Genomic DNA, 12,368 nt, shown 5'->3' with positions numbered 1-12,368 from the left:
CATTATATTGCTAAAGGAAAAGTTGTCCGTCCATCACATGTTAAATTCTTTTCAAGAGTGTTTACAAATCATACGACAGGTGTTGTTTGTCCCAGTGAACGTGTAATTGAAAAATTACGGGATTATGGAGTGACCGCACCAATGAGAATTATTCCAACAGGGATCGAAATTGATAAGTTTTTACGTCCCGATATTACTGAAGAAATGATCGCTGGAATGCGTCAACAACTAGGTATTGAAGAGCAACAGATTATGTTGTTATCGTTAAGTCGAATTTCTTATGAAAAAAATATTCAAGCAATTATTCAAGGGTTACCACAAATTATTGAAAAATTACCACAAACTCGTTTAGTAATAGTTGGAAATGGTCCCTATCTAGAGGATTTAAAAGAATTAGCAGAAGAACTAGAAGTCAGTGAATACGTTCAATTTACGGGTGAAGTGCCAAATGAAGAAGTCGCCATTTATTATAAAGCTGCTGACTATTTTGTCAGCGCCTCAACGTCGGAAACACAAGGCTTAACTTATACAGAAGCGATGGCTGCTGGCGTTCAATGTGTTGCAGAAGGGAACGCCTATTTAAATAATTTATTTGATCATGAAAGCTTAGGCAAAACTTTTAAGACAGACAGTGATTTTGCCCCAACATTGATTGACTATATACAAGCAAATATTAAAATGGACCAAACTATTTTAGATGAAAAATTATTTGAAATTTCTTCTACAAACTTTGGCAACAAAATGATTGAATTTTATCAAGATACATTGATTTACTTTGATCAACTTCAAATGGAAAAAGAAAATGCGGACTCAATTAAAAAAATTAAAGTAAAATTTACATCTTTAAGAAAATAAACTGCAAAACTTTCCTCCTTCGTTTATACTGAAGGAGGAAAGTTTTTTATTTTAAGAACGGAGGAAGCTACTATGTCTAAAATCGGCTTTATTGGAACGGGTGTCATGGGAAAATCAATTATTCGTAACATGATGAAAAACAATTTATCTGTCAATGTTTACAATCGAACAAAAAGTAAAACAGATGATTTAGTTGCTGAAGGAGCAGTTTGGTATGATACGCCAAAAGCAATTGCGGAAGCGAGTGATATCATTTTTACAATGGTTGGCTTTCCTTCAGATGTTGAAGGCGTGTATTTTAATGAAACAGGGATTTTTCAAGCAGATCTTACAGGTAAAATAGTAGTAGATTTAACCACAAGTACGCCGACCTTGGCTGAAAAGATTGCCAAAAAAGCAGCAGAAGTGGGTGCTCATGCGTTGGATGCGCCAGTTTCTGGTGGTGACTTAGGTGCTAAAAATGGTACTTTAACAATTATGGTTGGTGGCGATCAAGAAAGTTATGAGACCGTCTTACCAATTTTCAAAACATTTGGCAAAACGTTTATGCTACATGGCTCAGCTGGAAAAGGGCAACACACTAAGATGGCGAATCAGTTAATGATTGCAGGCACAATGACCGGGTTGACTGAAATGCTCGTTTACGCAAATGCGACAGGATTAACTTTAGAAAAAGTTCTGGAAACAGTCGGTGGTGGTAGTGCTGCGAACTGGTCATTAAGTAATTATGGACCACGTATTTTAAAAGAAGATTATACGCCAGGCTTTTTTGTTAAACATTTTATCAAAGATTTAAAGATTGCGTTAGATGAAGCAAAAAAACTTGACCTTCCATTACCAGCGACGCAAAAAGCGACAGAATTATATGAAAACCTTGCAGATAAAGGGTTTGAAAATGATGGCACACAGGCCTTAATTAAGCTTTGGTGGACAGATGGCAAGCAACCAACGAATAAAAATTAAAGAACAACAAAAAAATCAAAAAAAATGACGAAAAATCATGCAAGTTAGGCAATGTTTTGTTACAATGGTACAGAACTAGTTTGCAAAAGGAGGCCCACTGATGAAACATTCACAACTTGTGGCGATTATTAAGAGACTGGAAGCAATGATCGAAGCAGCAGATAATGAAGTACAAGTACGCCGCTTTGAACGTGAAGGCGTAGAGAAATGTATTGTAAGTTTTGATAAATCAACAGAAACATTTGAATTAACAGAATCTGATACGCACCAAAGCTATCAATTCGATAACATCGATATTGTAGCAATGGAAATTTACGACTTAATTCAATAATTAATCGTCCTACATTTTAATAAGGGAGTGGAGTAGAAGCACCAAAGCTTCTGGTTCACTCTCTTCTCGTATTATCCAGTCAAGTTGTAGCAATAGCTTAGTGGGAGTTTAAGAATTATATAACAAAAATCACTGGCACTTCTCAATCAGGGGAGTGCCAGTGATGCTTTTTAGTTGCACTTCTTTCCTTTTTCTGTGAAAATAGTTTGGGTATCAAAGTAATTGATCCTTTTTTTAAAAGCCTCGTCCCTTGAAAATGCGCCTTTTTTGAAATATTTGAAGAATATTTCATTAAAAATATAGAAAATTCTCTTGCATTCTTTGCTTATTTACGATATAGTTTGAACATCAAATGTTTTGATAATCAAAGTATATGGATGGTGCACAGAATGGAACCTAATTTAGAAACAGTCAACGATTACTTAGTCAGTGTCTTTAATGACATCTTAACGATTGAAGAATCTGAATTGAAAAAATCACAATTTAATGATTTATCCATTACGGAGATGCACACAATCGAAGCAATTGGTATGTACAAGAAAAAAACGTCTTCAGAAGTAGCCAAGGAACTGTCAATTACCGTCGGAACACTTACTGTAGCGATTAACAACTTAGTTAAAAAAGGCTATGTTGAACGTTTGCGTAGTGAAGATGATCGACGTGTAGTAAAGCTTGGCTTAACCAAAAAGGGAAAATTACTTTTTAGAGTCCATCAGCATTTTCATCGTGAAATGGTTAAAAACATTTTGAAAGGCATGGAGCAAGAAGAAGAACAAGCGCTGTTAAGAGCACTAAAAAATCTTCATGATTTCTTGCAAGAATACAAATAAAAAGTGAGGATCCCCATGAAGAATTATGCACGAATTAGTTGTACAAGCCGTTATGTTCCAGAGAATTGTGTCACGAATCACCAACTGAGTGAAATGATGGATACCTCTGATGAATGGATACATTCGCGAACAGGCATTAGTGAACGTCGTATCGTTACGCAAGAAAATACGTCTGATTTATGTCATCAAGTCGCAAAACAGTTATTGGAAAAATCTGGAAAGCAAGCAAGTGAGATTGACTTTATTTTAGTTGCAACAGTGACACCAGATTTCAATATGCCTTCTGTTGCTTGCCAAGTGCAAGGCGCAATTGGCGCCACTGAGGCCTTTGCTTTTGACATCAGTGCAGCGTGTTCTGGTTTTGTCTATGCCTTAAGCATGGCAGAAAAACTAGTCTTAAGTGGTCGTTATCAAACAGGTCTAGTAATTGGTGGCGAAACATTTTCCAAAATGTTGGATTGGACCGATCGTTCCACAGCGGTGCTTTTCGGTGATGGGGCTGCCGGCGTCTTGATTGAAGCGGCTGAGACACCGCATTTTCTAGATGAAAAATTACAAGCAGATGGACAACGGTGGGCGGCTTTAACGTCAGGCTACACGATCAACGAAAGTCCTTTTTATCAGGGGCATGAGCAGGCTAGTAAGACGCTACAGATGGAAGGACGTAGTATTTTTGATTTTGCGATTAAAGATGTTTCACAAAATATTTTATCCCTCGTGACGGACGAAACCGTGGATTATCTTCTACTACATCAAGCAAATGTGCGCATTATCGATAAAATTGCACGTAAGACGAAGATTTCCCGCGAGAAGTTTTTAACGAATATGGATAAATATGGCAATACCTCAGCTGCTAGCATTCCCATCTTGTTGGATGAAGCAGTTGAAAATGGGACCTTAATTTTAGGTTCCCAACAACGCGTGGTGCTAACAGGATTTGGCGGCGGCTTAACATGGGGCTCACTGCTCCTAACGCTGTAAAAAACTGTTCACATATAAATGAAGAAAATGACTATTTTGGAGGAATATACACATGGTATTTGAAAAAATTCAAGCAATTATCGTAGAAGAATTAGGAAAAGATGCTGAAGAGGTACAATTAACTACAAACATTCAAGAAGAATTAGACGCGGATAGCTTAGATTTATTCCAAATCATTAACGAAATCGAAGATGAATTTGATGTGAAAATCGAAACAGAAGATGGCATCCAAACCGTTCAAGATTTAGTAACATATGTAGAAAAACAACAAGCAAACTAATACATGAAAATAGGGGGCTGGGACATTTAATTGCTAAATGACCCAGTCCCTAAAAAAACAAGTAAATAAGCCGGAAAAATCCTTTTTTACTTGAATGAAGTGTACTTATCTTAGAACTAAAGGACGTATAAAATCAATGAATCAACAGTTATGTGAGTTGCTTGGAATCAATTATCCCATTTTTCAAGGCGGTATGGCTTGGGTAGCCGATGCTTCATTAGCAAGTGCCGTGTCAAACGCTGGTGGATTAGGGATTATTGCTGGCGGCAATGCCCCAAAAGAAGTCGTAAAAAAAGAAATTAAAAAAGTTAAAGAATTAACGGAGCAACCCTTTGGTGTCAATATTATGTTACTTTCACCTTTTGCCGATGAAATTGTCGATTTGGTTTGTGAAGAACAGGTTCCTGTCGTAACGACAGGTGCAGGCAATCCAGCCAAATACATGGCTCGTTTTAAAGAACATAACATTAAAGTAATCCCAGTAGTTCCTTCTGTTGCTTTAGCAAAAAGAATGGAAAAAATTGGTGCCGATGCTGTCATTTTTGAAGGAATGGAAGCTGGTGGACATATTGGCAAGTTAACCACTATGAGTGGCTTACCGCAAATCGTTGATGCTGTGTCAATTCCTGTGATTGCAGCAGGTGGGATTGGTGATGGTCGTGGTATGGCTGCGGCCTTTATGTTAGGTGCTGAAGCAGTCCAGTTAGGCACACGTTTTTTAATTGCCAAAGAATGCAACGTTCATCCAGATTATAAACAGAAAGTTTTAAAGGCACGTGATTTAGATGCAGTAATTACCTGTCAACATTTTGGCCATCCAGTGCGTACTTTAAAAAATAAATTAACTGCTCAATATAATCAATTAGAAAAGCAAGAACTTCAAAAAGAAGTACCTGATTTAGAAATGTTTGAAAAGATTGGTCAAGGCGCTTTGCGCAAAGCTGTCGTTGACGGGGATATGGATTACGGTTCCGTCATGGCGGGACAAATTGCCGGGTTAATAAAAAAAGAAGAAACAGCCCAAGAAATCATTGATTCACTCATGTCTGAATGCAAAGCGATTGTACATAAGATGAATCAGCGTTGGGGCTAAGTGAATAATTTTAACAAAAAATGAGGTGTCGTATGAAAACAGCGATTTTATTTAGTGGACAAGGAGCCCAGTATCAAGGGATGGGTGAAGAATTATATCACCAAGAAGCGATTGTTCGGGAAACTTTCGATGAAGCAAGTCATATCTTAGGTTATGAGATGGCAGAACTTTGTTTTACTGAAAATGAACGTTTAAATGAAACAGAATATACGCAACCTGCTATTTTAACAGTCAGTGTCGCATTTTACCGTCTTTTGCAACAAAAAGGACTAACGCCTGATGTCGTAGCGGGTTTAAGCTTAGGGGAATATAGCGCTTTGGTTGCCAGCGGGGCTTTGCGCTTTTCAGAAGCAGTGGCCTTGGTCCAAAAGCGCGGTCAGTACATGACAGAAGCAGCACCACAAGGAACTGGCAAAATGGTTGCTGTCATGAATGCTGAGCGTGAAGTAATTGAGAAAGCCTGCCAAGAAGCCAGTGCTTTCGGAATTGTGGCTCCAGCAAATTATAATACACCACAACAAATCGTGATTGGTGGTGAGGTTGCTGCTGTTGATCAAGCGATGACACTTCTCAAAGAAGCTGGTGTGAAGCGAATGATTCCGTTAAATGTGAGTGGCCCTTTCCATACGGCGCTGTTACAACCAGCATCAAAAAAATTGGCTCAGGATTTAGCAAAATTGAACTTTCAAACGATGCAAATTCCTGTCATTAGTAATACGACTGCCGAAATTATGCCCCAAGAGGCAATTCAAGCGTTATTGGAAAAGCAAGTCATGTCTGCGGTACGTTTTGAAGACAGTATCGAAACGATGAAGGCTATGAACGTGGGAACGATGATTGAAGTTGGTCCAGGGAAAACATTAACTGGTTTTGTTAAAAAAATTGACAAAACAATTGAAATGCACCGTGTGGAAGATGTTGCAACATTAACAGAAACGTTAACAGCACTTACTGGGAGGTAAAAAATGGAATTAACAGGAAAAAACGTATTTATTACTGGAAGCACTCGTGGGATTGGCAAAGCAGTTGCGTTGGCTTTTGCGAAAGAGGGCGCCAATATTGTTTTAAACGGTCGGAGTGAGATTACGCCAGAACAACGACAAGAAATTGAAGCCTTTGGGGTAAAATGTATTGGCCTTTCTGGAGATATTTCCGATTTTGATGCAGCGGGTGAGATGATTCAAGCAACCGTTGACCAATTAGGCTCGATTGATATTCTGGTGAATAACGCTGGGATTACGAATGATAAATTATTATTACGAATGACAAAAGAGGATTTTAATGCCTGTTTAGATATTAACTTGGTAGGAACTTTTAACATGACCCAGCAAGCGGTTAAACGTATGATGAAACAACGAAATGGTCGGATTATTAATATGGCTAGCGTTTCTGGTTTAATGGGAAATGTTGGTCAAGCAAACTACGCTGCGAGTAAAGCCGGTGTCGTTGGTTTTACTAAATCGGTGGCACGAGAAGTTGCGCCGCGCGGTATTACCTGCAATGCGATTGCACCGGGGTTTATCCAAACAGAAATGACGGATGTTTTATCGGAAAAAGTTAAAACACAAATGAATGCGCAAATTCCCTTACAAACGTTTGGGCAAGTCGAAGATGTCGCAGCTACAGCGATATTCTTAGCTAAAAGTCCCTATATTACTGGGCAAGTCGTGAATGTTGATGGCGGCTTAGTCATGCACGGATAAACGAAAGGAGTCAAAAGGATGAATCGAGTAGTTATTACCGGTTACGGTGTCACCTCGCCGATTGGCAATGAACCTGAGACTTTTTTAGAAAGTTTGAAAACAGGGAAAAATGGTATCGGACCGATTAGTAAATTTGATGTTAGTGAAACAGGTGTCACCTTAGCAGCTGAAGTGAAAGACTTTCCAATGGAAAAATATTTTGTTAAAAAAGATGGCAAACGCATGGATAAGTTTTCGTTATTTGGCATTTATGCGGCCTTAGAAGCAATGGCTATGAGTGGCTTGGATACCAGTCAACTAGATGTGGATCGGTTTGGCGTCATGGTGGGTTCCGGGATTGGTGGTTTGGAAACAATTCAAAATCAAGTAATTCGGATGCACGACAAAGGACCTGAACGTGTGGCACCGTTATTTATTCCAATGGCGATTGGAAACATGGTGGCGGGAAATATTGCTTTACGTGTTGGTGCCAAAGGAATTTGTACTTCAACAGTGACGGCTTGTGCTAGTGCAACCCATTCAATTGGGGAAGCGTTCCGCAATATCAAACATGGCTACTCCGATGTCATTATTGCTGGTGGAGCAGAAGCGCCTATTACAGAAATCGGTATTTCAGGATTTGCTTCCTTGACCGCTTTAACAAAGGCGACTGATCCAGAAAAAGCCTCAATTCCCTTTGATAAAGAACGTAGTGGATTTGTGATGGGAGAAGGAGCGGGTGTCTTTATTTTAGAATCATTAGATCATGCTCTAGAACGAGGCGCAACTATTTTAGGTGAAGTGGTTGGCTATGGTGCTAATTGCGATGCCTATCATATGACATCGCCAACACCAGATGGGAGCGGCGCAGCGAAAGCCATGGTACTAGCAATGGAAGAAGCGGGGATTTCTCCAGAAAAAATTGGCTATATTAACGCCCATGGAACAAGCACACAAGCCAATGACAGTGCAGAATCTAAAGCAATTGAATTGGCTTTAGGTGATGCCGCAAAAACGGCGTATGTAAGTAGTACGAAGAGTATGACGGGACATCTCTTAGGCGCCGCTGGTGGAATTGAAGGAATTGCTACCCTAAATGCTTTACAACATCAATTTATTCCACCAACCATTAATGTGGAAAATCAAGATGAAGCAATTACGGTGAACGTTGTTTTAAACGAAAGCAAAGAGCATAAATTTGATTATGCTTTAAGTAACTCGCTAGGCTTTGGTGGCCACAATGCAGTTATTTGCTTAAAACGCTGGGAGGATTAACATGCAGTTAGAAGAAGTAAAAGCATTATTAACACAATTTGATCAATCAACTTTAACCGAATTTGATTTACGAGAAGGCTCGTTTGAATTATATATGAATAAAAATACAGTTTCTGGACGAAGTGCCGTAGAACCAGTGGCGCAACCACAAGAAACACCAGTAGCCGCTAGTGGAGTTTCAGTGCCTGTTGAAACAGTTTCTGTCGTTGAAGAAACGCGAACCAATACACCGACAGTTAATGAAAAGACAGAAGAAATTACGTCACCCATTGTAGGAATCGTTTATTTACAACCAGCACCAGATAAAGAAAACTTTGTCAAAGTAGGAGACACTGTTAAAACGGGTGACGTTGTGTGTATCGTTGAAGCGATGAAATTAATGAATGAAATTACGGCGACAGTTGACGGTGTGATTACGGAAATATTAGTCAACAATGAAGATGTGGTTGAATTTGGTCAGCCGCTATTCCGAGTTGCTAAAGGAGAATAAAACATGAAATTAACAATTACAGAAATTCAAGAAATTTTACCACATCGCTATCCCTTTTTATTATTAGATAGTGTTGAAGAAGTCATTCCCGGGGAACGCGTTGTAGCGAAAAAGAATGTAACGGTTAATGAGCAAGTTTTTCAAGGTCATTTTCCTGGGAATCCTGTTTTGCCAGGAGTTTTAATTATTGAATCGTTGGCTCAAGCAGGTGCCGTGGCATTACTTTCAATGCCTGAATTCAAAGGGAAAACGGCATACTTTGGTGGATTAGATAAAGCAAAATTTAGACAAAAGGTAACACCAGGCGACACATTAATTTTAGAGGTTGAACTTTTAAAAGTCCGCGCTTCTGCTGGAATGGGTAAAGGTGTGGCAAAAGTTAATGGAAAAAAAGTTGCCGAGGCTGAATTAACCTTTATGATTGGATAGGTGAAAAATGTTTTCGAAAGTATTAATCGCAAACCGCGGAGAAATCGCTGTTCGTATTATTCGTGCCTGTCGCGAATTAGGCGTTCAAACAGTTGCTGTTTACTCTGAAGCGGATCAAGAAGCGTTACACACACAGTTAGCAGATGAAGCCATTTGTATTGGACCGGCGAAAGCAACTGATTCTTATTTAAATGTTCAAGCTGTTTTAAGTGCAGCGATTGTTACCAATGCTGAAGCGATTCATCCAGGGTTTGGTTTCTTATCTGAAAATAGTCAATTTGCTTCAATGTGCGAAGAATGCAACATTACTTTTATCGGTCCTAAAGCAGAAACGATTGATGCAATGGGCAATAAAATAAACGCACGTCAACTGATGCAAAAAGCCAAGGTACCTGTTATTCCTGGGAGTGATGGCGTCATTAATTCTGTCGAAGAAGCGTTGACGATTGCTGAAGAAATTGGTTACCCAGTGATGTTAAAGGCAGCTGCTGGTGGTGGCGGAAAAGGAATCCGAAAAGTTCTTTCAAAAGAAAAGTTACCGAAACACTTTACTTCAGCGCAGCAAGAAGCCAAAGCCGCATTTGGTAATGATGATATGTATTTAGAAAAAATTATTTATCCAGCACGTCATATCGAAGTGCAAATTTTAGGTGATCAATATGGGCATGTGATTCACTTAGGGGAACGTGATTGCTCACTACAAAGAAATAATCAAAAAGTGTTAGAAGAATCACCATCGATTGCTATTTCTGAAGAAAAGCGTCAGATGTTAGGCGAAACGGCCGTTCGAGCGGCACAAGCTGTGCATTATGAAAATGCCGGAACCATTGAATTTTTGATGGATCCAGCTGGCGACTTTTATTTCATGGAAATGAATACCCGCATCCAAGTCGAACATCCAGTTACGGAAATGGTAACAGGGATTGATTTAGTCAAAGCACAATTAGAAATTGCTTCAGGTGAACCTTTAGGCTATACCCAAGAGGATGTTACCATGACTGGGCATGCGATTGAGTGCCGAATTAACGCTGAAAATCCTGCCTTTAATTTTGCTCCTTCACCAGGTAAAATTCAAAATCTCTTGTTGCCTAGTGGTGGAATGGGCTTGCGTGTAGACAGCGCTATGTATTCAGGGTATTCAATTCCGCCTTATTATGATTCAATGATTGCGAAAGTCATCGTACATGGTGAAAATCGTTTTGATGCCTTGATGAAAATGCAAAGGGCTTTAAATGAAATTGTAACAGAAGGTATTATTACGAATGCCGAATTCCAATTGGATTTAATTACACATGACAATGTTTTGACAGGTGACTATGACACAAGCTTTTTACAAGAAACATTTCTACCAAATTGGGAGCCAGAAAGCAATCATTAAAGAAAGAACGCCGCAAGAGCTGTGCTCTTGCCGCTAAAATACGAGGAGTAAGCAAATGGCATTATTTAAAAAGAAAAATTACATTCGCATTAATCCAAATCGTGCTGATGCAAATGATGCATCAAAGAAGCCTTCTGTTCCAGATAATATGTGGGCAAAATGCCCTTCTTGTAAGCGAACACTGTATACAAAAGAAATGGGTGCAGAAAAAATCTGTCCGCATTGTGGCTATAGTTTTCGGATTGGTGCATGGGAACGATTAGCGATAACCGTTGATGAAAAGAGTTTCCACAATTGGGACAGTGAATTAGTGACAAAAGATCCACTAAATTTTCCTGGTTATCTTGAAAAAATTGAAAAAATGCAAGAAAAAACTGGGCTAGATGAAGCTGTCTTAACGGGAGAAGCAACAATTGAAGGACATGCTGTTGCAATTGGAATCATGGATGCTAATTTTATCATGGGCAGTATGGGAACGATTGTTGGTGAAAAAATCACACGCTTGTTTGAGCGGGCGACAGAAAAGCATTTACCAGTAGTGATTTTCACTGCATCTGGTGGTGCCCGTATGCAAGAAGGAATTTTTTCATTGATGCAAATGGCGAAAATTTCGGCCGCTTTGCAACGGCATAACAAAGCAGGCTTGCTGTATCTTACGGTATTGACTGATCCAACGACTGGCGGTGTTACCGCAAGTTTTGCGATGGATGGCGATATTATTTTGGCAGAGCCTCAGAGCTTAATCGGTTTTGCTGGCCGCCGTGTAATTGAACAAACGATTCGTCAAGAGTTGCCAGATGATTTTCAAAAGGCCGAGTTTCTTTTAGAACATGGTTTTGTAGATCAGATTGTGCCAAGAAATCTTTTGCGTCAACGATTGAGCGACTTGTTACGTTTACATTCTTTGAAAGGGTGGCGCTAACATGGAAAAGAAAACAGCCAATGATGTTGTTACCTTGGCAAGAGCCCAAGATCGTTTGACAACTTTAGAATATATAGAAGCCATTTTTGAGGACTTTTTAGAATTTCATGGGGATCGTTACTTTGCCGATGATTTAGCTGTAGTCGGTGGTGTTGCTACTTTGCAAGGCAAACCAGTTACAGTGATAGGTATCCAAAAAGGCCGAAATCTACCAGAAAATATTGAACGTAATTTTGGTTCACCTAATCCTGAAGGGTATCGCAAAGCGTTACGTTTAATGAAACAAGCGGAAAAATTTAATCGCCCAGTCATTACCTTTGTGAACACTGCTGGTGCCTATTGTGGGATTGGTGCCGAAGAGCGGGGAGAAGGGGAAGCCATTGCGCAAAACTTGTTAGAAATGTCTGATTTGAAAGTGCCAATCATTTCAGTCATCATTGGTGAGGGCGGCAGTGGCGGTGCTTTAGCTTTAGCAGTCGCAGATGAAGTTTGGATGTTGGAACACACGATTTATGCGGTTCTTTCGCCAGAAGGTTTCGCCTCTATTTTGTGGAAAGATGGCAGTCGTGCGAAAGAAGCAGCAGAATTGATGAAAATCACAGCGACAGAGCTGAAGGAATTAGCTATTGTAGATAAAGTAATTCCAGAAGTTATGAACGGTCAGCCTCTGAAACAAACAAAAATTAATCGGATGTTACAAAAAGCGTTCATTTCAAAATTAACTGAATTAGCTAAATTAGATACGGAAACGTTACTAGAAAAAAGATACCAACGTTTTCGCAAATATTAGAAGTTACTACTCATCAACGAACTTTTCAGGGGTTGATGGGTGGCTTTTTTTATTTTTTCTTTTATTTTA

The 12,368-nt window shown here is 39.3% G+C and carries 15 protein-coding genes (1 of these 15 cut by a window edge); all 15 read left to right on the top strand.

Annotation, left to right across the window (positions count from 1 at the left end):
- A protein-coding gene (gene bgsB / locus IGK70_RS11590) for a cell wall glycolipid biosynthesis glucosyltransferase BgsB (RefSeq protein WP_002389260.1) crosses the window boundary here: on the top strand, positions 1-855 show its 3' portion. The gene continues 369 nt to the left of window position 1, outside the view; 855 of the gene's 1,224 nt are visible here — the last part of the coding sequence; its start codon lies off the left edge, out of view; its stop codon occupies positions 853-855.
- A 72-nt stretch (positions 856-927) separates the two neighbouring features.
- Complete coding sequence (locus tag IGK70_RS11585; protein ID WP_104855693.1) at positions 928-1,818, top strand: NAD(P)-dependent oxidoreductase; 891 nt, start codon at positions 928-930, stop codon at positions 1,816-1,818.
- A gap of 100 nt (positions 1,819-1,918) precedes the next feature.
- Positions 1,919-2,149, top strand: coding sequence for a YkuJ family protein (locus tag IGK70_RS11580; protein WP_002379802.1), 231 nt, complete (start codon positions 1,919-1,921; stop codon positions 2,147-2,149).
- A gap of 389 nt (positions 2,150-2,538) precedes the next feature.
- Positions 2,539-2,979 (top strand): fatty acid biosynthesis transcriptional regulator FabT, encoded by a 441-nt coding sequence (gene fabT / locus IGK70_RS11575; RefSeq protein ID WP_002362455.1) that lies wholly within the window; start codon positions 2,539-2,541, stop codon positions 2,977-2,979.
- A gap of 15 nt (positions 2,980-2,994) precedes the next feature.
- Complete coding sequence (locus IGK70_RS11570) at positions 2,995-3,960, top strand: beta-ketoacyl-ACP synthase III (RefSeq protein WP_002362374.1); 966 nt, start codon at positions 2,995-2,997, stop codon at positions 3,958-3,960.
- Between the two features lie 52 nt (positions 3,961-4,012).
- Positions 4,013-4,240, top strand: a complete 228-nt coding sequence (locus IGK70_RS11565; protein WP_002356278.1) for an acyl carrier protein — start codon at positions 4,013-4,015, stop codon at positions 4,238-4,240.
- Positions 4,241-4,376: 136 nt separating this feature from the next.
- Positions 4,377-5,333 (top strand): enoyl-[acyl-carrier-protein] reductase FabK, encoded by a 957-nt coding sequence (fabK, locus tag IGK70_RS11560; RefSeq protein ID WP_002356279.1) that lies wholly within the window; start codon positions 4,377-4,379, stop codon positions 5,331-5,333.
- Positions 5,334-5,365: 32 nt separating this feature from the next.
- Positions 5,366-6,295 (top strand): ACP S-malonyltransferase, encoded by a 930-nt coding sequence (gene fabD, locus IGK70_RS11555; protein ID WP_002356280.1) that lies wholly within the window; start codon positions 5,366-5,368, stop codon positions 6,293-6,295.
- 3 nt (positions 6,296-6,298) lie between these two features.
- Positions 6,299-7,036: a 3-oxoacyl-[acyl-carrier-protein] reductase gene (fabG, locus tag IGK70_RS11550; RefSeq protein ID WP_104855692.1), complete on the top strand. Its 738-nt coding sequence runs from the start codon at positions 6,299-6,301 to the stop codon at positions 7,034-7,036.
- 18 nt (positions 7,037-7,054) lie between these two features.
- The gene (gene fabF / locus IGK70_RS11545) at positions 7,055-8,290 is read left to right on the top strand and encodes a beta-ketoacyl-ACP synthase II (RefSeq protein ID WP_002356284.1); all 1,236 of its coding nucleotides are present in this window, start codon (positions 7,055-7,057) and stop codon (positions 8,288-8,290) included.
- 1 nt (position 8,291) lies between these two features.
- A complete protein-coding gene (gene accB / locus IGK70_RS11540; RefSeq protein WP_104855691.1) occupies positions 8,292-8,780 on the top strand; it encodes an acetyl-CoA carboxylase biotin carboxyl carrier protein in 489 nt (162 codons plus the stop codon).
- A gap of 3 nt (positions 8,781-8,783) precedes the next feature.
- A complete protein-coding gene (fabZ, locus tag IGK70_RS11535; protein WP_002356286.1) occupies positions 8,784-9,209 on the top strand; it encodes a 3-hydroxyacyl-ACP dehydratase FabZ in 426 nt (141 codons plus the stop codon).
- A gap of 7 nt (positions 9,210-9,216) precedes the next feature.
- Positions 9,217-10,587 carry an acetyl-CoA carboxylase biotin carboxylase subunit gene (locus IGK70_RS11530; protein ID WP_104855690.1) on the top strand — a complete coding sequence of 457 codons (1,371 nt, stop codon included), beginning with the start codon at positions 9,217-9,219 and terminating at the stop codon, positions 10,585-10,587.
- Positions 10,588-10,642: 55 nt separating this feature from the next.
- Complete coding sequence (gene accD / locus IGK70_RS11525; protein ID WP_104855689.1) at positions 10,643-11,509, top strand: acetyl-CoA carboxylase, carboxyltransferase subunit beta; 867 nt, start codon at positions 10,643-10,645, stop codon at positions 11,507-11,509.
- A 1-nt stretch (position 11,510) separates the two neighbouring features.
- Positions 11,511-12,299, top strand: coding sequence for an acetyl-CoA carboxylase carboxyl transferase subunit alpha (locus tag IGK70_RS11520; RefSeq protein ID WP_104855688.1), 789 nt, complete (start codon positions 11,511-11,513; stop codon positions 12,297-12,299).
- Positions 12,300-12,368: the final 69 nt, after the last annotated feature.

Source organism: Enterococcus sp. DIV0358 (genome assembly GCF_051713465.1).
Lineage (GTDB): Bacteria > Bacillota > Bacilli > Lactobacillales > Enterococcaceae > Enterococcus > Enterococcus faecalis.
This window is presented reverse-complemented; position numbering and strand designations above follow the sequence as displayed.